A 20,386-nucleotide genomic window follows, 5' to 3' on the forward strand; every position below is an offset into this window, starting at 1 on the left:
AACGGATGAATACTTGACAATTTCCATCCCTTAATACTTTGACTTTTAGATAAATCGTAGATAGAATGACAGGTAGAGTTGCTTATGTAACTCTACCTATTTTTATTGTGATTAATGCGAGAAATTAATAGATAATGTAATAAATATAAAAGAGCGGAGGAACTCAAAATGGAACAAGAAGTCAACCAACATACGATTCTTCAAGCAATTTTAGAGCTTTCAAAGCAAATGCAAGACATAAAATCGGATCTTCAACAACAAATCGAAGTAGTTGAGAAGAGATTAGAAGAAAAACTCGAAGCAGTTGAGAAGAGATTAGAAGAAAAACTCGATGCAGTTGAAAAGAGATTAGAAGAAAAAAATGAAGCTTTGGGAAAAAGATTAGACAAAGTTGAACAAAATTTAAGTCGAAAAATTGATCTTGTAGATGCAAAATTTGATATTTTATCATCGGATGTAATAACGACAAAAGCTGAAGTATCTATGCTTAAACAAGTAAAATAATATCAATTATGTCTCGGCATAATTTTGTGACACATGCTACCGTATCCCTTAAGGTTACGGTATTTTTTTATGGTATAATAAATGTCACAAAGGAGTGAAAAAGATTGTTAAAAACAGAGGTATTTGAACTATTAAAAAAGGCAATGAAAGAAAAGGATGTATTAGCAAAAGGCGTATTATCGATTTTGAAATCTGCTCTAGATTTAGCTGAAAAAGAAAAAGGAGAAGCTTTATCGCCTGAAGAGGAAATGGCTATTATAAATCGTGAAGTAAAGCAAACAAATCAGGCTCTTGAGGGTGCTCAAAATGCAGGTCGAGCTGACTTAATTGAAAAAGAGGAAGCAAAATTAGTTCTGTTAAAATCATTTTTACCGGTGCAATTAACTGAAGAAGAAATTGCAGAAAAGCTTGTGGCAGCTGGCGTTGTAAAGGGAATGAACATGGGTGAAGCGATGAAAATTGCAAAACCTTTATTAAATGGTCAAGCTGAAGGCGCCGTTATTTCAAAAGTTGTGAAGGGCCTTATTTAATATCGTTAGAAACAGCCCCCTACTCTTAAGTAGTACGGGGTTGTTTTTTTGAATTACTATATTTTTTTGTAGTATTGCCAAAAAATGAAAATGCTTTTATACTTATTGTTAACCACTGGTCAAAAAGGAGAACACTATGTCGCCACGTAAGCCATCAACAAAGGATTTGACGAAAGAAATGATTATAAATGAGGCTCATAAGCAGTTTATCACGAAGGATTTTCAGCAAATATCAATGCGTAGTATTGCTAAAGAGCTTGGTTGTAGTCATGGGGCTATTTATTATCATTTTAAAAATAAAGCCGAAATATTTTATGCGATATTAAGTGACTATTTTTCTGAACTAAATAATACTTTAAATGAAAATATGGACGGTCCTGAAGATCATAACACTAAACTGCTGAATGTTTTTGTAGGCTTTATGGCGTTTGGTTTAAATAATCAAAGTCAGTATGAATTAATGTTTATCATGAGGGATAGAGAAATCGATGGGCTATCGCAAGAGGCAGCAAACCTTAGCTATGAAGAATTTGCACAATCTGTACGTTCCTTATCAAAGACAGAACTGTTGATTTCAGATATACATTCTACATTTATTGCTCTTCATGGATTTGTAGCACATTATCGTCATTATGTAAAAAATTATGAAGAAGCGAAAGAAGCCGTGGATGTTCATGCAAAATTTCTTATCAAGGCTTTGACATTTAGAGAGTAGCTCTAGAAAAAAATCTAGAGCCTTCTTTTAGCAGTTATTTGACCAGTGGTTAATTAAAGGGGGGATAGTATGCAAAAAGCATTAGTTATTGGGGCATCTGGTGGTATGGGTTATGCGCTTGTAAATGAACTAGTTAGTAGAAATATACAGGTGAAGGCATTTGCTAGAAATGAAAAAAAGTTAGTTGCACTTTTTCGGCAACACAAAAATGTCGAAATCATTTCAGGTGATGTATTTAATGAACAGGACATGATGAGAGCTTCAAACGGTGTGAATATTATTTTTCATGCTATTAGTTTTCCGTATCAAGATTGGGAAAAGCACCATTTGCGATGCTTAGATATGGTGATTAACATAGCCGAGAGGCGAGGAGCGAAGATTGCGTTTGTAGATAATATTTATGCATATGGAAGACAATCGATAAACCCTGTAATAGAGCAAGCTAGAAAGGAACCGCAGACGAAAAAAGGAAAAATTCGTTTAACGATGGAAAATAAATTGAAAAATAGTAATGCACCCTCGTTAATTGTACATTTTCCTGATTTATACGGACCAAATGCAGAGAATACAATACTCTATGAAACGTTAAAAAATGTTGCGCAAGATAAAAAAGCTAATTTTGTAGGGAATATGCAAGTGAAGAGAGAGTTTCTTTATACAGTAGATGGTGCAAAGGCTATGGTTGAGCTTGCTTTAAGAGACGAGACCTATAATCAAAATTGGAATGTGCCAGCTGTTCACACAATTGCAGGGGAAGAACTAGTGAAAATTTTACGTGAGATTACTGGCTACAAAAAGGGCATTCGTACAGTTTCTAAAGGCATGATCCGGCTGATTGGAATATTTGCTCCTTCTATGAAAGAAGTAGTTGAAATCTTTTATTTAACAGAAGAACCGGTCATTTTAAGTGGGGAGAAATTTGAAAGGGAAATAGGCGCTTTACCAAATACTTCATATAGAGTAGGACTAGAAGAAACGCTTGCATGGATGAACAAGAGAGCATAAAAAAGACTTTTAAGAGTCAATGAAAAAATCCGCATAAACTTCTGTTGGTAGAAAATTACCTTCAGAAAGCATAGCGGATTTTTTATTAGTATTTCTTACAGCTGAAATTTTTGTATGATATTACGAAGTTGTTGTGCCATCTCAGCTAAATTATTTGAAGACGCCGTAATCTCCTCGATACTAGCTGATTGTTCCTCAGAAGCAGCAGCCACATTTTGAATGTTTCCAGACGCTTGAACGGCTATTACACCAACTTCCTCTACAGAAAATGCAATGTTGTTAACCCCGTCATTAATGTTAGAAATGATATTATTGACATAATCCATTTCTTGAGTTAATGAAGTAATATTCGAATATATTTCTTTAAAGGCTACACCTGATTCATTAAAGCTAGTAGAGCTTTCTGCAAGATTATTACTGCTAATCTCCATAGATTTCACAGCTTGAGTAGACTCTTCTTTAATCGTCTCAATACGTGTTCGAATACTATTCGTCGCTGCTAAAGATTGGTCAGCTAATTTACGCACTTCTTCAGCTACAACTGCAAAGCCTTTACCATGCTCACCAGCACGTGCTGCTTCAATAGATGCATTTAAAGCGAGTAAATTTGTTTGATCAGTAATCTCGTTAATTAAAGTGACTATGTCGCCGATCTCATTTGAATAAGTGCTTAAACGTTTCACAACATCTGAAGTCTCTTGAATAGCATTAGATGTTAAGGCCATTTTTTCTGTAGCGCTTTGAATCGTCGTATTACCTTTTTCAGAAATTGAAGATGCATTAGATGCTTTAGTAGTGACATCATTTACGCTCGATACAACTTCTGACATCTTTGTGGAGATTGTCGTAATATGAGTTTCTACTTCTTCGATAGAGGAAGTTTGTTTTTCTGATCCTGCAGCTACCTCTTGCATAGAAGATGTAATCTGTTGAATGGATGCACTTGTTTGCTCAGAGCCTGCCGACAACTCTTCGGACATAGCAGCTACTTGCTCAGCATTTTCAGCAATTTGCTGAATTAGTGAGCGTAAGTCTTCGGTCATATTTTCAATGCCATCTGAAAGCTGTGCAATTTCATTAGAACCCTTTATGTTAAGTGATTCAACAGCTAAGTCTCCTTGTGCCACCTTACCAACATAACTAGTCATATTTTTAATTGGTTTAATAATGCCTTTACTAATGACATAAGCCACAATAATACCGAATATCAAAAACATCACAGTCATGATGATACAAATCCAAAGAGTTTCTGTTTGAAGCTTAGAAATAAAGGAAGCGTCCATATCTAAACCAAAAAGAATATCAGTATCTTTAAATGGTAAAAAAATCGATTTATGAATTCCGTATTCATCTTCATAAATATCACTGGATTGAACAGTTCCATTATCTAGAGCATTATTCATGTCCTGGCTAAAAACATAGCTCTCTTGATAATCATCTTTATCACTTAATGCCACGATATGTTCCTTACCGTCTGCCCGGGAAAGAACGTAGGCATTTTGAATATCATACTCTTTAAGAGCTTCATTTAATTCCTTTAATAAGTCATCATATTTATCCTTATCGCCGTCATCTGCAGCTTTGACGTCATTTATGTCAATATCATCAAAAATCACATTTGATATAATTTCCAACTCTGACTCAAATTGTGTAATAACATAATTATCGATGATCCGATAAGATGTAATAAATAATACGATACTAAATATTACTGAAATAATAGCAATTGGAATAGTAAAACTTGCAATGTATTTATAGAGTAACGAGCTTTTAAATTTTTTGACTATACTCAACTTTAGCAGCCTCCAATACTTTCACCTTTTGTTGTAAGAAATGAACCATATCACTAATATGTTCTGTCTCAGTATAAGGAGAGATTGAAAAGAATTTTGCAGCAGCGACTGGAATTTGTTGTTTTGTATCGCTAGTGTTGACAGTGCAGACACGTGTTGTATCACCGAAAAATACTTCGTCGCGACCTTCTCCTATAATTTCAAATAAAGAAGCATTTAGACCATTAATATATTCAATCTGATCTTGTGTATAGCTATCTGACTGTTCAGATTTCCAATTCATGCCTTCTGGATATAAACGGAAGGCTGTGACTGGTCCAATATTAGACTCGTTGACTACTTGTAACATTGGTGTTTTCTCAGCTAACTGCGCACGGAACGCTAAATTTACACGTACATAATTAGCTAATATTTGTTGGTAGCCTTCTTTACCAAATGCCTGTAATGCAGCATAAATAGCAATTGAACTACCCATACGAGAGCACTCTAATGTATAGCCTGTATGGTAAGAACCATAGCCTCGATTACCTACATAAGGTGTGTCGAAGTCATCAATATCTAATAGCTGTAAATGCTTTCCTTCTTTTATTAAGAATAAGCTTGTTAAATACGGTGTTTGACCAAGCTTTTGGAAGTCGAAGCAAAGGCTATCTGCAATAGGTAGATATTGCATACGTTCTCTAATTTGTTCAAGTCCTTGTAAAACATCAGTCTCGAACTGAAGTGGGTTTGCCTTAAAATCATAATCGTTGAAAAATGCGTAAAAACCACCTAACGCTGAATCAGCGTGAATATGTATAGGCTTTAAGGAATGTTTTTGTTCTAGCTCAGTTGTAACATTTTTGATTGCTTGTACATCATCAATAGCAAATTGATCTGTAGCGCCTGTTGTAGCAACTACATACACTGGAATACCACCATTTTCGACAACCTCAGTCATACGCAAACGTAAGTCTTCGATATCCATTGAATGATCTTGTCCAGCTTTAACACGAATTAAATGCTTGCTACCGATGCCGACTGCTTCAATTGATTTTAATAAGCTGTAATGAGCATTTTCTGAAGCGAAGCAATATAAATTATTAGGTACGCCATCTTCCTTTGCGTTAGGGAATTGTTTAGCGATTGCAAGACGAAGCCCACTGAAAACAGCCCCTTGTCCGCCCCAAGTTGTGTAACCAAAACTTTGTGTATAGTCGTAGCCAACTAACTTCGACATCATTGCAACTACTTTTACCTCACATTCTGCGGCAGCAGGTCCGTATACATCCCATAGATTGTTACCATTAAGTAGAGCATTTGTAAATTGGCCTAATATGCCAGGAATGCTGGCCATTGGCAAAACATTTGTTACAAAGTTACGTGTATGGTAAGGATGTCCTTGCATCAATTTCGTTAATTCATTTACAACTTGATCAAGCCCGACACCTGAAACTGGTACTTGATTTTCTTGCATCAACTCTTTGTAGAAATTGTCAGAGCGTTCTTTCATCGGCCCAAGAGTCGTTGTTTGTGGATCTTTTAATGCATCTAATGATGTAACAATTTTCTCTAATAGGGTTAAAAAGTTCTCTCTTTGTTCGATATTTCCATCTTCACTTTGGAATAATTGCTGGATTTTTTTCATAGTCATCGTCCTTTTTAGTTCATTTTTCCTCTATTTTTCGTTTCATAAAAATAGGTCGTTTTACTAAAATAATGATAACATATTATAACAATAAATGAATTTATATTTTACCAGAAAAATAATTTAGACATTTCAAAATAGTTAGATTTATTTTGAGGTGAAACATTTGGAAGAAATAGTGTAGTGGGATTTTTCTAGAAATGTTGATTTTAAAGGGTTCTCATGACTCTTTTTTTATGAATTATTGCAAAGTTAGTGACGAGGAAGTGCTAAGAGGAAAAGAAACTTTTTATGGTGAATACTATGAAAATAATAATTTCATTTAAATAAAAAAATGATGATTATTAATACTTTATGACTATTTATGAGAAGTGAATATTACTCAAAGGGAGTATGCGTTTTATTGTGATAATGCAGTTGCTTCATTGAACTAGAAAGGCACATATAGGATTATCTGATGTGCCTTTCTAATTTCTTAAGCTCCTTAATAGTGACAAATGTATAACCTTCTTTAACAAGGTCTTTAAAATCCCTTCAATTGCTTGTGATTCATTTCCAGTATCATCGTACATAGGATGCATCAAAATTATAGAGCCTGGTTGAATTTTTTCTTTAACTTCTTTCATCGAGTGTCCAAACACCCGATGAAAGAAGTTAAAGCCTCCGGCGGATGTCACTGAATCGGAATGGAGTTCTGTATAGGTTGTTAGCCATTATCGCATCCATGCGATAATGGCTAACTGACCTGCATCGGTAAAAACGCCACGTCCTGTGGCATTACCGAAATGACCGACATCATTGTCGGCCCTCGTGCAGGCCTAAGCACAAAGCCGATTTCCGGACGCAATTATGCCGAGGCATAATTGAGCATAATTGATTTTTTCTCGACCAATGAGAAATATGAATCTGGCGCCAAATTCCACGTAATGGTATCGCGATTATTTTTACTTTAGTAAAAAGGTAAACCAATTAGTTTTTTACCATATGGCGGTCGAACAAGGGGAGTTTCTGTATAACCAATACTTCCAATAAGCACATCGGTTTTGTCGATTTCATTTTTGTAAAAAGTAGAACTTTTAAACACAATATGTACCAAACCCTGAAGCAACAATGAATAAAGACCAAGTCCTAAATAAGTAATTCTCTTTTTCAGCATAAACACTCCTAACAATACCGATAATTTTTTAATGTTAAACCATACTAATTGGGAGGTGAAAAAATGTATAAATTGCTATCGCATAATGATTTAGATGGAATAGGTTGCGGAATTTTAGCCAAACTTGCTTTTCAAGATCAAGTGAAGGTAAGGTACAATTCGATTTCATCGCTGGATCGCGAGATTGAATTTTTTTTAGACACGAACGACCAAGGTACTTTTTTATTTATTACAGACTTATCTCCAAACGAGGAAAATGAAAAGAGATTAGATGATTTTTATACCGCAACTGGCAATGTTCAACTGCTCGATCATCATAAAACAGCTTATCATTTGAACGATTATGAATGGGGTAAAGTAATAGTAGAAGATGAAAATGGGTATTTAACATCAGCAACCTCCTTATTTTATCAGTACCTTGTTTCACATGGATTTTTAGAACAAACAAATGCCATCACAGAATTTGTAGAGTTAGTGAGACAGTATGATACATGGGAATGGGAAAAGAATGATAATCAACAAGCACGTCGGCTAAACACTCTCTTTTTTTTAGTATCAATTGATGACTTTGAAGAAAAAATGCTTGAACGCTTAAAGACAAGCGAACACTTTGACTTTGATGATTTTGAAAAGAAAATGTTGCGTATGGAAGAAGAGAAAATAGAACGGTACATTCGCCGAAAAAAACGGGAGCTAGTACAAACATCGATAGGAGATTACTTTACAGGTGTAGTGTATGCAGAATCCTATCACTCAGAGCTTGGAAATGAATTGGGGAAAGAAAATGTACACCTTGATTTTATAGCTATATTAAATATGGGTGGCAAAAGAATTTCATTTCGAACGATCCATGATCACGTAGATGTTTCGGCTATTGCAGCAGAATTCGGAGGGGGAGGGCATCAAAAAGCTGCTGGTTGCTCTTTAACAGATGAAGCGTATGAGCAGTATGTAACACAAACATTTCATATAGCACCAATACCGGAAGACGCCAAAAGAAATCGCTATAATTTAAGGTTTTCTTCGTTTGGGACAATGTATAAAAACCTTGAAGAAGAAAATTTCCTCCTGTATTCAATAAGTGATTTTGATTGGATAATTGAAAAAAATAAACTTCCATTAGATCAAATCTTTACAAGTTTTTATGAAGCGGAATGGTTTTTGAAAAGAAATTATCAAGCATGGTTAGTGAAAGATGAATTGTTTGTAGATTATTTAATGGAAGAAGCCAAAAAGGTTCGTCATCAAGAGTAAGGAATAAAGCTCTTCGCAAAACGAGGGGTTGATTTCCGTTCCGACTGGGCGTTTTGTAGCTGCCGCTTTGCTTTCGCTACAGAAAACATTTGTTGTTGCTGTCGCTACGCTTTCGCACAGATAAAACCTTTGTTGCTGTCGCTACGCTTTCGCACATTGCAAAGCTTCCTGGGGGCGTCCGATGAGCCGCTTCTCTTCGCTGCAGGGTCTCGAGCCAACAAATGTCTTTTGCGCGAAAGCGTGAGTGTAACGTAGCGGCAGCAGCAGGTTTTGATTGTGCGAAAGCGCAGCGACAGCAACAGCACGAAGTTGGTCACGAAGGCGTTATCACAGGATGGGATGATTTTAGCCTTAGTTCCTCTATCGCTGATCCCCGAGGAGTCGCCCAGTCTCCACTCCAATCAACCTCTTCGCATAGCATATATTTTCAGGCATGAGAAATCACTCTAATTTAATGTACTGCAACAATCACAAACATTTCATTGACCATTTTGTTCTTCAAGATTTGCAACAACATTAAAGGAATATACATTATTCCTTTAGATACATAGCGAAATCAGCCAAATCAAGACAACGTTAGAGGTTATATAATGTTCAACTGAAAACTACAATAAATAAAAAGCTTTTGTGCAGACATACTTTCTTAAAATGAGGTGTACATGATGTCCGATATGCTTCTAGTTGAGAACCAGCCAAAGGAAAATCGAGGACGCAAAATATGGTTTATTGTAGTACTGCTTTTATTGGTAGCTACTTGTGTCATTGTTTATTATTTTTTATTTAAGAAAGATTTGAATTTTGAAGCATACAAAACAGTTGTCGACAAAACTACTGAAAATGTTCTCGGACGTTTAACGTTAAATGAAATAATCATTGATGATAACCAAATATTATTGAACGCTACTTTTAAGCCAGTTAAGGACTTAAATTTCGACAATCAAATCTTTTTCTTTCCACAAGTTTTTGTGAATGGAAAAGAGCTCACGGTTAGAAATGGAGGACAGACAATCCAACAATCCGATAAAAGTTATACAATCTATAGTAGTGTGAAATTAAGAGAACTACCAGAAGATAAAATATTAAGCTTAGATATTCGTTATAACGACTGGAACGGGGAAAAAAAGATTGACGAGCCATGGGAATTTCAAGTGGAAGCTTCGCAAGAGCAATTACAAGCAGATAGAAAAACCTTCTCTGTTGAGAAAAAAGTAAAGCTGTTAGGTGGTCAGAAAATAATGATAGAAAAGGTTGTTTCTACACCAATATCTACAACGATTTACTTTCATTTCGAGAAAAGCTTATTAAATGAAGCGATACATTTTAAAATTCAATCAGCGTCAGGGGAAACTTGGCGCATTAACTCTGCTTATCCTTTAAATGAAGATTATACGAAATGGGGTGTCCGCCTCGATGCATTATATTTGACCGATAATAGCTATAAGCTAATTCCGGTTGCTAAAAATGGAAGTGAACTGGGCTCTGCTATTAAAATTGAAGATAAATAATGAAACCTACATCCGTAAATTTTAAATTTTACAATATCTTAAACTAAAAAGATGATTACTCAATGTAATATGAATATATATGACATCGAAAGTAGTTGAAGATATTGCGAAGGTTATGGGGAATTTTTTTAGTTTCACTAAAATTAGGTTGTACATCCTTTGGGGGTCCTACTGCTCATTTAGGGTATTTTCAAAATGAATATGTTCAGAAGCGTAAATGGTTACCTGATAAAGAATATAGTCAACTAGTTGGGCTCAGTCAATTTTTACCTGGGCCAGCATCGAGCCAGGTAGGGATGGGTATTGGCTTATTAAGAGGCGGCTTATTGGGTAGTATTGTGTCATTTCTTGGTTTTACATTGCCATCGGTTTTGCTCCTTATGGCATTTGCGTATTTTTCTGCACATACAGGGTTGGATATGGGCTGGGTTCATGGCTTAAAATTAGTGGCTGTTGCAATTGTTGCACAAGCAATTTTTGAAATGTCCAAAAAATTAATCCCTAGTATTCGACATTTTATAATCGCTTTGTTAGCACTTGCAGTAGTGCTTTTATGGGTTCATCCACTTGCTCAAGTAACTACTATTATTGTTGCTTCTTTTATAGGCTATCTCTTTTTTAAGTTGACGAATCAAAGAGAAGAACCTAAAGAAACGATTGTACCGATTTCAAAAATAACCGGTATATGTTTTTTAGCGTTGTATGTTCTATTGCTTATCGGTTTACCAATCGCTAGCCCATTTATTCAATATGAATGGTTTATGTTAATTGAAAAGTTTTATTTATCTGGTGCATTAGTATTTGGTGGAGGACATGTCGTATTACCTTTACTAGAGGCGCAATTTGTCCAAAGTGGATTAATGAATTCTTCCGATTTTTTAGCAGGATACGGAATGACGCAGGTAGTCCCAGGCCCATTATTTACGTTTGCTTCTTATATAGGTATGGTCATTGCTGGGGTGCCAGGGGCTATTATTGCAACGATAGCGATTTTTTTACCAGCATTTTTGCTAATAGTAGGGGCAATGCCTTTTTGGCTAACTCTTAATCGTATTGCCGGATTAAGAGGAGCGATGGCTGGTGCAAATGCAGCAGTTGTTGGCATATTAACTGCAGCTTTTATTCATCCGATTGTTACACAGACAATTCAAAATGGACTCGACATCGTTATCGCAGCCACATTTTTATGGTGCTTGATACGTTGGAAAGTCCAACCTTATTTGCTTGTTCTTATTGGCATTTGTGTAGGTCTTATATGTTATTAAGCACAAACAAAAATATATTAATTTGCATTTATTCCTTTCTCGATAAATCAAACCGACTTGTTGCAGTGGGTTTGATTTTTTTGTGAAAGTTGGCTAATTAAATAAAGTACATACAGCTTTTAACAATCTTCCTCTTTTAAACCGTGTCCAGCAGGATTGATGTCATGCAATTATTAAAGAGAAATAATGTCCCTACCATTTAGTTTTGATTTAGTTATTTTACTGGTTGGATTCATGGCGTTCCATGTCTTGATTGTTTATAATGAGGAAATGGAAAAAGACTAACGAGAAAGAAGGGATAGCTATGGCACGAGGTGTTTACATTCATATTCCTTTTTGTCATCAAATTTGCAACTATTGTGATTTCAATAAATTTTATTTTAAAAATCAACCAGTTGATGAATATATAGAAATGCTTGGCAAGGAGATGGAGCTTGCGACTAAAAAATATCCTGAAAGTTTTAAAAAAATCGAAACGATATTTCTTGGTGGCGGTACACCAACAGCATTAACACCGCAACAAATAGAGAGACTTCTTGAACTTATTCGTACGTACATTCCAATGGGCAGTGTGGCGGAGTTTACGTCAGAGGCCAATCCGGACGAGCTATCAGAAGCGAAATTACAGGCATTATTTGCTGGCGGTGTAAATCGCATAAGCATGGGTGTCCAATCCTTTGATCAAGAGTTGTTAAAAAAGATTGGCCGTACACATAGCAACAATCATGTCTATGAAACAATTGACTTAGCGAAAAAGGTAGGCTTTAAAAACATTAGTTTGGATTTAATGTACGGTTTGCCGGGGCAGACGATGGCGCAATGGAAGGATACTTTAGAAAAAGCGTTCGCGCTTGATATACCACATTATTCCGCTTATTCACTAATTGTTGAGCCGAAAACGATTTTTTATAATCAATACACAAAAGGTAAGCTTCATTTACCAACTGAAGATCTTGAGGCGGATATGTACGAGTTGTTAATGAACCAGATGGAGGCACATGGACTTCATCAATATGAAATTAGTAACTTTGCTCAATCTGGTTTCAGTTCTACACATAATAAAATATACTGGGAAAACGATGAATATGCAGGCTTTGGTGCAGGTGCTCATGGATATTTAGCTGGTGTGCGATATTCAAATCATGGACCATTGAAAAAGTATATGGATGCAGTAAATGCAGGAGAACTACCAATTGTATATGAACATGTTGTAACAAAGAAAGAAAAATGTGAAGAGCAAATGTTTTTAGGACTGCGTAAAACGGAAGGAATTACACACACTATATATGAAGAAAAATTTAATGAACCCATGCATAGGCATTACTCACATATCATAGAAAAATTAGTTTCAGAAGGTCTATTGGAGCATGATACTAAAGGAATTCGTCTTACTCGAAAAGGTCGTTTTGTAGGGAATGAAGTATTTCAACAATTTTTACTAGAAGATTGAGCGATTTCATTGACATAAAATGTAGGATTTGATAACTTAATAATAGTATTAGCACTCCTCTTAGTTGAGTGCTAACAGAGGTGATGATCATGCTAACAAATCGGCAATTACAAATATTGCAAGCTATAGTAGACGATTTTATTATGTTTGCACAGCCGGTAGGTTCTCGCCAAATCTCCAAAAAGCAAGAGATTACATTTAGTCCGGCCACAATTCGAAATGAAATGGCGGATTTAGAGGAATTAGGCTTCTTGGAAAAAACGCACACTTCCTCTGGTCGAGTGCCTTCGGAAAAGGGTTATAGATTTTATGTAGATCATTTGTTGAGCCCGCAAGGCATTAATTCAAGGGACATTCAGCAAATCCAATCAATTTTCAATGATCGTTTAGTAGAAGTAGAGCATATTATCCGAAAGTCAGCCAATATTTTATCGGAGCTGACATCGTATACATCGATTCTTTTAGGACCAGATGTCCAAAGGCATCGTGTTAAACGATTTTCAATTGTGCCACTCTCTAGCGATGCAGCAGTAGCGATTATCGTAACGAGTAATGGGCATGTTGAAAATCGCATGTTTAATTTACCTCCTAATTTTACCGCTTCTGATTTAGAGAAAATGGTTAATATCTTAAATGAACGTCTAATTGGTGAGTCATTAGAAGATATTCATAAAAAACTCGAAGCTGAAGTGCTAACAGTATTACAACAGCATGTTCAATCAGCGGATGATTTTATTCGCTCTCTCGTGACAGCAACGATGCATAATTCGGAAAGTAAAATTTTTTATGGTGGTAAAACAAATATGTTCAACCAACCGGAATTCCACGATTTAAATAAAGTCCGGATGATTTTGGACTTAATGGAAACGACTAGCCAAGTTCAGTCGCTCTTCCATCCTAATGAATCGGGCATTCATATTCGTATAGGCTCGGAAAATAAACAACTAGAAATGGAAAACTGTAGTGTCATTACGACCACTTATTCTATTGGTGAAGAACAGCAAGGGGCTATAGCAATTATTGGTCCAACACGAATGGATTATAAACGTGTTGTTGCTTTACTAGATGTAATGCGCATGGATTTAACACAAGCCTTTACGAAGAATCGTAGTGATTGATAATGAGGAGGATTTCAAGTGACGGAAACAACTGAAAACAAAGACCTTGTACAAGAAGATGTACAAGCTGAAAATGAAGTAGAAGAAACAGAAGTTAAAGTAGAAGAACAAGAAGTCGAATTAACAATCGAAGAACAGTACGAAGCAAAGCTAGCTGAGTTACAAGCAAAGCTAGACGATGAGGAAAACCGTCATCTACGTTTACGTGCTGACTTCGATAATATTCGTCGTCGCAACCAACTTGATCGTGAGGCTGCTGAAAAGTATCGCGCTCAAACTTTACTGTCAGATTTACTGCCAGTCATCGATAATTTTGAGCGTGCTTTACAAGTTGAAGCGACTTCAGAAGAAACGGCTTCTATCGTAAAAGGTATTGAAATGGTGTACCGTTCTCTGATCGAAGCAACTGAGAAGGAAGGCTTGCAAATTATTAAAGCTGAAGGTGAGCAATTTGATCCAAATGTTCACCAAGCTGTTATGCAGGAGCAAGATATTGAAAAAGAGGCTGGTGTTGTCTTACGCGAGCTTCAAAAAGGTTATATGTTAAAGGATCGCGTATTACGCCCAACGATGGTATCTGTGAACGAATAGACTTAGTACTATTTAGTTAATTACAATTATTAGTTAGAAAACGCATCATTTGCGTTTCAATAATAGGAGGAAATTTTAATGAGCAAAATTATCGGTATTGACTTAGGAACAACAAACTCATGTGTCTCTGTCCTTGAAGGCGGAGAACCAAAAGTAATTCCAAACCCAGAAGGAAACCGTACAACACCATCTGTTGTTGCATTTAAAGGCGGCGAACGTCAAGTTGGTGAAGTAGCGAAACGTCAATCAGTAACAAACCCTAACACAATTATTTCTATTAAATCTAAAATGGGTACATCTGAAAAAGTTCAAGTGGAAGATAAAGAATATACACCACAAGAAGTTTCTGCAATGATTCTTCAATACTTAAAAGGTTATGCTGAAGATTACTTAGGTGAAAAAGTAACAAAAGCAGTTATTACTGTACCTGCTTACTTCAACGATGCTCAACGTCAAGCTACAAAAGACGCTGGTAAAATCGCTGGTTTAGAAGTAGAGCGTATTATTAACGAACCAACAGCTGCTGCACTTGCTTATGGTTTAGACAAACAAGATACAGATCAAAAAGTATTAGTATTTGACCTTGGTGGCGGTACATTTGACGTATCTATTCTTGAATTAGGTGACGGTGTATTTGAAGTATTAGCAACAGCTGGTGATAACAAACTAGGTGGGGACGATTTCGACGATGCTATCATCGAGTATCTTGTAGCAGAATTCAAAAAAGAAAATGGCATTGACCTTTCAAAAGATAAAATGGCTATGCAACGTCTAAAAGACGCAGCTGAAAAAGCGAAAAAAGACTTATCAGGTGTAACTTCTACTCAAATTTCTTTACCATTCATCACTGCTGGTGAAGCGGGTCCATTACACTTAGAAATTTCTTTAACTCGTGCTAAATTTGACGAAATTACATTACCATTAGTAAATCGTACAGTAGGTCCAGTACGTCAAGCATTATCTGATGCAGGTCTTTCAACATCTGAAATTGACCAAGTAATCTTAGTTGGTGGTTCTACTCGTATTCCAGCTGTACAAGAAGCTGTACGTAAAGAAACTAATAAAGAACCACACCGCGGTGTAAACCCTGATGAAGTTGTAGCAATGGGTGCTGCAGTTCAAGGTGGTGTATTAACTGGTGATGTGAAAGACGTAGTTCTACTTGACGTAACTCCACTTTCATTAGGTATCGAAACTATGGGTGGCGTATTCACAAAATTAATTGACCGTAATACTACGATCCCAACATCTAAATCACAAGTATTCTCAACTGCAGCTGACAACCAACCAGCAGTAGATATTCACGTACTACAAGGTGAACGCTCAATGGCAGCTGACAACAAAACATTAGGTCGCTTCCAATTATCGGATATTCCGCCAGCACCACGTGGTGTACCACAAATCGAAGTAACATTCGATATTGATAAAAATGGTATCGTATCTGTTAAAGCGAAAGACCTTGGTACAAACAAAGAACAAACAATTGTAATCCAATCTGATTCTGGTTTATCTGAGGAAGAAATCGAACGTATGGTAAAAGATGCTGAGGCAAATGCTGAGGCGGATTCTAAACGTAAAGAGGAAGCAGATCTTCGCAACGAAGCTGACCAATTAGTGTTCCAAGTGGACAAAACAATTGCTGATTTAGGCGAACAAATTACAGAAGATGAGAAAAAATCTGTAGAAGATGCTCGTGATGAACTGAAAAAAGCGCTTGAAGCTGGCGAATTAGAAGGCATTAAATCTGCAAAAGAAAAACTAGAAGGTGTATTACAACCACTAGTAATGAAAGTATATGAACAAGCTGCAGCAGCTGCTCAAGCAGCTCAAGGTGGCGAAGCAGGTGCAGAAGCTGGCGATGGTAAAAAAGACGACATCGTAGATGCTGACTTTGAAGAAGTAAAAGACGATAAATAATAGTAAGTAACACAGTTAAGTGAAGAAGCCAAAGACCGCTTGCGGCTTTGGCTTTTCTCTTTATGTTTAGCTATATCCTATGACCATGTAGTCCTCTAGTTGCTATATTAATTGTGAGAAAAGGGAGAAAACATGGATTAGGGAAATATAGGTTTATTATTGGTTGATAAAAGGATTTTTTTGTTGATATTTTGCTAATGAATGTCCATTTTTACTGATTGTAGCGTAGGGCTACTCGACTCCCGCGGGAAAGCGAGACAAACGAGACCCTGCACGGAGCACAGCGGAGGAAGTGGCCTTCTAATTAATAAGAGTGGATAAAAATGATTAATCAACCCCTTTGGTACAACAATTGTAATGTATATTTAATAATAAAATAGAGGCAGTTTTTTTAACTGCATGATACAATAGATTTTATGCAAAAAGAGCGGAGTGTGAATCATGGAGAAACGCGATTACTACGAGGTGCTTGGTTTAACGAAATCGGCTTCTAAAGATGAAATTAAAAAAGCATACCGTAAATTATCAAAGCAATACCATCCTGACCTTAATAAAGAGCCAGGTGCAGATGAAAAATTCAAAGAAATCGCTGAAGCTTATGAAGTATTAAGTGACGATCAGAAAAAAGCACGCTATGATCAATTTGGCCACGAAGATCCAAATGCAGGCTTTGGTGGTGGCTTCGGAGGCGGTGGCTTTGGCGGCTTCGAGGATATTTTCAGCTCATTCTTTGGTGGTAGCGGTCGCCGTCAGGACCCGAATGCACCACGCAAAGGTGATGACCTTCAATATCGTATGAATATTACGTTTGAGGAAGCAATTTTCGGAAAAGAAACTGAAATCGAAATTCCTAAAGACGAAGTATGTGATACTTGCCAAGGTTCAGGTGCAAAACCAGGTACTAATCCAGAGACATGTTCAACATGTCAAGGTGCTGGTCAAGTAAATCAGGCAGTAGATACACCATTTGGCCGTATGATGAATCGTCGTACTTGTTCTACATGTCAAGGTGCAGGTAAAATCATTAAAGAAAAATGTTCTACTTGTCGTGGTGAAGGAAAAGTTCAACAACGTAAGAAAATTAAAGTTAACATTCCAGCAGGTGTTGACGATGGTCAGCAAGTTCGTGTGTCCAGTCAAGGTGAGCCAGGTATAAATGGTGGACCTGCGGGGGATTTATATATTATGTTCCGCGTTCAAGGACATAAAGAGTTTGAGCGTGATGGCGATGATATTTATTTCGAACTAAAACTGACATTCCCACAAGCAGCTCTTGGTGATGAAATTGAAGTTCCGACTGTTCATGGGAAAGTAAAACTACGTATTCCAGCGGGAACACAGTCAGGTGCACAATTCCGTCTAAAAGACAAAGGTGTCAAAAACGTCCATGGCTATGGTACAGGGAATCAATATGTAACAGTAAAAGTTGTAACGCCAGAAAAATTAACAGAAAAACAAAAGCAATTACTACGTGAATTTGCGGAAATCAGTGGTGATATTCCTGAAGAGCAAGGAAGCACACTATTCGATAAAATTAAGAAAAAATTCCAAGGTGAATAATTAGAGGAGCTGAAGAGCTACGTGAAGTGGTCAGAGTTATCCATTCATACAAAAAACGAAGCGGTAGAAGCAATTTCGAATATTTTGCATGAAGCAGGGGCAAGTGGTGTGGTTATTGAGGATTCTGCAGAATTTGCGAAGCCACGAGAAGATCAGTATGGTGAAATTTATGCGTTAAATGAAGCGGATTTTCCGAAAGATGGTGTTATTGTTAAGGCTTACTTATCGGAGTCTAGTTTTTTAAATGAAACAGTCGAAGAAATTAAGGCGGCTATAACGAATCTAACGAACTTCAACATCGATATTGGTGAAAATGTTGTTTCGATTGTGGAAGTTAACGAGGAAGACTGGGCAACAGCATGGAAGCAATACTATCATCCTGTAAAAATTTCTGAACGCTTTACAATCGTACCAACATGGGAAGAATATGTACCAGTATCAACAGATGAACTAATTATTGAATTAGATCCTGGTATGGCTTTCGGTACAGGAACTCACCCTACAACTGTTATGTGTTTACAGGGGCTTGAGAAGGTTGTAAAAGAGGAAGATATGGTTATCGATATCGGAACGGGTTCGGGTGTTCTATCAATCGGTGCAGCCTTACTAGGAGCAAAGAGCGTGCATGCACTTGATTTAGACGAAGTAGCTGTACGTTCAGCACAAGAAAATGTTGCATTAAATAAAGTGGATGATAAAGTATCAGTATTCCATGGGAACTTATTGGATACTGTAAAGGAACCAGCTGATGTCGTTGTGGCTAATATTTTAGCAGAAATTATTATGTCCTTTACTGACGATGCATTTTCAATTGTTAAACCGGGTGGATTATATGTCACTTCAGGTATCATTGCCGCAAAACGTGATGATGTAAAAGCAGCACTAGAAGCTTCTGGCTTTGTAATCGAAGAAGTATTATTAATGGAAGATTGGGTAGCGATCATTGCCCGTCGACCACAATAAGTGGACTGAGGAAGCGCCAAATCGGGAGCCGAGTGCTTGTGATTTGGCGTTTTCTCTTCTTTCTAGAAAGGAGTACGATTAAATGCAGCGATATTTTATTGAGACAGCCATAGAGGAAGCACGAATTAGCGGAGAAGATGCCCGACATATTGAACGGGTAATGCGTATGAAAGAGGGCGACAAAATCGTAGTTGTCGCACAAAATACTGCTCATATTTGTGAAATATCAGCCTTTGAAGAGGATGAGGTACACGTTCAAACTACGGGTGAGATTGTTCCTTCACCAGAGTTACCTGTCTATGTAACAGTGGCATGTGGGTTGCCGAAGGGCGATAAGTTAGAACTGATTACACAAAAGGCGACAGAGCTTGGAATGTTTGCCTTGTTGCCATTTGAAGCGGAGCGTTCCATCGTTAAATGGGATAAAAAGAAAGGTGCCAAAAAGCAAGAGCGTCTACAAAAAATTGCAAAAGAAGCAGCTGAGCAATCCCATCGTACACATATCCCAGAAATATATGAACCGATCTCTTTTAAACAGCTAGTAGAACAAATAGGCAATTTCGACGCCGTTTTTATAGCGGATGAAGAAGATGCAAAAGCAGAACAACGTACAAGGTTTGCTGAGAAGCTAAAAAACGTGTCTGACAAGAAGTCAAAATCTATTCTTATTATCTTTGGTCCTGAAGGCGGCATTGCACGAAAAGAAGCGGATGGCCTGCTTCAAGCAGGTGCTCAAACGATGTCTTTAGGACCCCGAATTTTACGAGCAGAAACGGCACCACTCTATGCACTATCTGCAATATCTTATGAATTTGAATGAGACAGCGTTTAACCATGTCAAAAGAGGATTTTCACACACTTATCAGTGCATGAGTAAACATCATTATTATTGCGTATATATGCAGTCGTGCAAAGTTTAAAAACTACATTCAATGACTGTTTTTATTAGATAATCCTATAAGTAGAACCGATTCAAAAAACTTTGAATCGGTTTTTTTAGTAAAATCCCATGTTGAAGGAACGTTGTCAAATCAGGTATTACAACGGTGAGTAGCTGGCATTGTGTTCATTTTTAACCCTCATCTCAAAAATCCCTTTATTTAAATGAATAAAAAACTAGTATACGCGTCCATTCATAGATTTAATTGCTACATATTCTGATACTGAGAGCTCTCGAATACTACAAAATGAAAAGAGGGGAATTTTTTGAGTGGTCAATGTGAAAATCAAAATCAAGTGCCACCTTGTCCAGTAACATCAACTGAACAAATACCATTAAATAGTGAGGCTACTATACTAGCCGCTACACCGGTTACGGCACCAACTATTAAAGTTCCAGTTGCACTTGCAGAACCAACACTTCAAATAGTTGTGGAATCAGATATTACGCTGAATCCTGCTGCAACTGAAATCAAAAGAGTGAAAAAAAATGT

General features: G+C 36.8%; 19 protein-coding genes and 1 pseudogene. 16 read left to right on the forward strand and 4 right to left on the reverse strand.

The annotated features are described in order from the left end of the window. Positions 1-168 precede the first annotated feature (168 nt). The 4 genes from ABNX05_RS12955 to ABNX05_RS12970 all read left to right on the forward strand — a co-directional run bounded on the left by ABNX05_RS12955 (position 169) and on the right by ABNX05_RS12970 (position 2,754). A complete protein-coding gene (locus ABNX05_RS12955; RefSeq protein ID WP_349660131.1) occupies positions 169-504 on the forward strand; it encodes a hypothetical protein in 336 nt (111 codons plus the stop codon). Positions 505-608: 104 nt separating this feature from the next. Continuing rightward, positions 609-1,034, forward strand: a complete 426-nt coding sequence (locus ABNX05_RS12960; protein WP_349660132.1) for a GatB/YqeY domain-containing protein — start codon at positions 609-611, stop codon at positions 1,032-1,034. A 136-nt stretch (positions 1,035-1,170) separates the two neighbouring features. Then, on the forward strand, positions 1,171-1,749 hold the full coding sequence (locus ABNX05_RS12965; RefSeq protein WP_349660133.1) for a TetR/AcrR family transcriptional regulator: 579 nt from the start codon (positions 1,171-1,173) through the stop codon (positions 1,747-1,749). Positions 1,750-1,818: 69 nt separating this feature from the next. Then, positions 1,819-2,754 (forward strand): SDR family NAD(P)-dependent oxidoreductase, encoded by a 936-nt coding sequence (locus tag ABNX05_RS12970; protein ID WP_349660134.1) that lies wholly within the window; start codon positions 1,819-1,821, stop codon positions 2,752-2,754. Between the two features lie 95 nt (positions 2,755-2,849). Here ABNX05_RS12970 and ABNX05_RS12975 read toward each other — a convergent pair whose 3' ends face one another. The 4 genes from ABNX05_RS12975 to ABNX05_RS12990 all read right to left on the reverse strand — a co-directional run bounded on the left by ABNX05_RS12975 (position 2,850) and on the right by ABNX05_RS12990 (position 7,330). Continuing rightward, positions 2,850-4,547 (reverse strand): methyl-accepting chemotaxis protein, encoded by a 1,698-nt coding sequence (locus tag ABNX05_RS12975; protein WP_349660135.1) that lies wholly within the window; start codon positions 4,545-4,547, stop codon positions 2,850-2,852. Further along, complete coding sequence (locus ABNX05_RS12980) at positions 4,525-6,174, reverse strand: pyridoxal phosphate-dependent decarboxylase family protein (protein WP_349660136.1); 1,650 nt, start codon at positions 6,172-6,174, stop codon at positions 4,525-4,527. The genes ABNX05_RS12975 and ABNX05_RS12980 overlap by 23 nt, the downstream gene beginning before the upstream one ends. A 467-nt stretch (positions 6,175-6,641) precedes the next feature. Beyond that, positions 6,642-6,800, reverse strand: a complete 159-nt coding sequence (locus tag ABNX05_RS12985; protein WP_432760145.1) for a hypothetical protein — start codon at positions 6,798-6,800, stop codon at positions 6,642-6,644. 323 nt (positions 6,801-7,123) lie between these two features. Beyond that, on the reverse strand, positions 7,124-7,330 hold the full coding sequence (locus ABNX05_RS12990; protein ID WP_349660137.1) for a polysaccharide deacetylase family protein: 207 nt from the start codon (positions 7,328-7,330) through the stop codon (positions 7,124-7,126). A 63-nt stretch (positions 7,331-7,393) separates the two neighbouring features. Between ABNX05_RS12990 and ABNX05_RS12995 the strand changes: the two genes are divergently transcribed. From ABNX05_RS12995 to ABNX05_RS13050, 12 genes and pseudogenes are all read left to right on the forward strand, one after another. Further along, entirely contained in the window at positions 7,394-8,584 is a 1,191-nt protein-coding gene (locus tag ABNX05_RS12995) for a DHH family phosphoesterase (protein ID WP_349660138.1), read from the forward strand. A gap of 221 nt (positions 8,585-8,805) precedes the next feature. Beyond that, on the forward strand, positions 8,806-9,021 hold the full coding sequence (locus tag ABNX05_RS13000) for a hypothetical protein (RefSeq protein WP_349660139.1): 216 nt from the start codon (positions 8,806-8,808) through the stop codon (positions 9,019-9,021). A gap of 222 nt (positions 9,022-9,243) precedes the next feature. Further along, positions 9,244-10,089: a DUF4179 domain-containing protein gene (locus ABNX05_RS13005; RefSeq protein ID WP_349660140.1), complete on the forward strand. Its 846-nt coding sequence runs from the start codon at positions 9,244-9,246 to the stop codon at positions 10,087-10,089. Between the two features lie 104 nt (positions 10,090-10,193). Next, a complete protein-coding gene (chrA, locus tag ABNX05_RS13010; RefSeq protein ID WP_349660141.1) occupies positions 10,194-11,354 on the forward strand; it encodes a chromate efflux transporter in 1,161 nt (386 codons plus the stop codon). A 304-nt stretch (positions 11,355-11,658) separates the two neighbouring features. Further along, on the forward strand, positions 11,659-12,804 hold the full coding sequence (gene hemW / locus ABNX05_RS13015; protein ID WP_349660151.1) for a radical SAM family heme chaperone HemW: 1,146 nt from the start codon (positions 11,659-11,661) through the stop codon (positions 12,802-12,804). 89 nt (positions 12,805-12,893) lie between these two features. Continuing rightward, positions 12,894-13,922 carry a heat-inducible transcriptional repressor HrcA gene (gene hrcA / locus ABNX05_RS13020; protein WP_349660142.1) on the forward strand — a complete coding sequence of 343 codons (1,029 nt, stop codon included), beginning with the start codon at positions 12,894-12,896 and terminating at the stop codon, positions 13,920-13,922. 18 nt (positions 13,923-13,940) lie between these two features. Further along, positions 13,941-14,513, forward strand: a complete 573-nt coding sequence (gene grpE, locus ABNX05_RS13025) for a nucleotide exchange factor GrpE (RefSeq protein WP_349660143.1) — start codon at positions 13,941-13,943, stop codon at positions 14,511-14,513. Positions 14,514-14,591: 78 nt separating this feature from the next. Beyond that, entirely contained in the window at positions 14,592-16,430 is a 1,839-nt protein-coding gene (dnaK, locus tag ABNX05_RS13030) for a molecular chaperone DnaK (protein ID WP_197144931.1), read from the forward strand. 441 nt (positions 16,431-16,871) lie between these two features. After that, complete coding sequence (dnaJ, locus tag ABNX05_RS13035; protein ID WP_349660144.1) at positions 16,872-17,990, forward strand: molecular chaperone DnaJ; 1,119 nt, start codon at positions 16,872-16,874, stop codon at positions 17,988-17,990. Positions 17,991-18,011: 21 nt separating this feature from the next. Next, entirely contained in the window at positions 18,012-18,953 is a 942-nt protein-coding gene (prmA, locus tag ABNX05_RS13040; protein ID WP_349660145.1) for a 50S ribosomal protein L11 methyltransferase, read from the forward strand. Positions 18,954-19,035: 82 nt separating this feature from the next. Continuing rightward, on the forward strand, positions 19,036-19,773 hold the full coding sequence (locus ABNX05_RS13045; RefSeq protein WP_349660146.1) for a 16S rRNA (uracil(1498)-N(3))-methyltransferase: 738 nt from the start codon (positions 19,036-19,038) through the stop codon (positions 19,771-19,773). 386 nt (positions 19,774-20,159) lie between these two features. Then, positions 20,160-20,386, forward strand: a pseudogene (locus ABNX05_RS13050) (CsxC family protein); the annotation flags it as partial.

Source organism: Lysinibacillus zambalensis (assembly GCF_040183165.1).
In the GTDB taxonomy this organism is placed as follows: Bacteria; Bacillota; Bacilli; order Bacillales_A; family Planococcaceae; genus Lysinibacillus; species Lysinibacillus zambalensis.

Bases quoted from the DNA above. Each gene is read 5' to 3' on its own strand.
- ABNX05_RS12955 (WP_349660131.1), top strand. From the start codon at position 169: ATGGAACAAGAAGTCAACCAACATACGATTCTTCAAGCAATTTTAGAG.
- ABNX05_RS12965 (WP_349660133.1), top strand. From the start codon at position 1,171: ATGTCGCCACGTAAGCCATCAACAAAGGATTTGACGAAAGAAATGATT.
- ABNX05_RS12970 (WP_349660134.1), top strand. From the start codon at position 1,819: ATGCAAAAAGCATTAGTTATTGGGGCATCTGGTGGTATGGGTTATGCG.
- ABNX05_RS12980 (WP_349660136.1), bottom strand. From the start codon at position 6,174: ATGAAAAAAATCCAGCAATTATTCCAAAGTGAAGATGGAAATATCGAA.
- ABNX05_RS12985 (WP_432760145.1), bottom strand. From the start codon at position 6,800: ATGAAAGAAGTTAAAGAAAAAATTCAACCAGGCTCTATAATTTTGATG.
- ABNX05_RS12990 (WP_349660137.1), bottom strand. From the start codon at position 7,330: ATGCTGAAAAAGAGAATTACTTATTTAGGACTTGGTCTTTATTCATTG.
- ABNX05_RS12995 (WP_349660138.1), top strand. From the start codon at position 7,394: ATGTATAAATTGCTATCGCATAATGATTTAGATGGAATAGGTTGCGGA.
- ABNX05_RS13000 (WP_349660139.1), top strand. From the start codon at position 8,806: ATGTCTTTTGCGCGAAAGCGTGAGTGTAACGTAGCGGCAGCAGCAGGT.
- ABNX05_RS13005 (WP_349660140.1), top strand. From the start codon at position 9,244: ATGATGTCCGATATGCTTCTAGTTGAGAACCAGCCAAAGGAAAATCGA.
- hemW (WP_349660151.1), top strand. From the start codon at position 11,659: ATGGCACGAGGTGTTTACATTCATATTCCTTTTTGTCATCAAATTTGC.
- hrcA (WP_349660142.1), top strand. From the start codon at position 12,894: ATGCTAACAAATCGGCAATTACAAATATTGCAAGCTATAGTAGACGAT.
- dnaK (WP_197144931.1), top strand. From the start codon at position 14,592: ATGAGCAAAATTATCGGTATTGACTTAGGAACAACAAACTCATGTGTC.
- dnaJ (WP_349660144.1), top strand. From the start codon at position 16,872: ATGGAGAAACGCGATTACTACGAGGTGCTTGGTTTAACGAAATCGGCT.
- ABNX05_RS13045 (WP_349660146.1), top strand. From the start codon at position 19,036: ATGCAGCGATATTTTATTGAGACAGCCATAGAGGAAGCACGAATTAGC.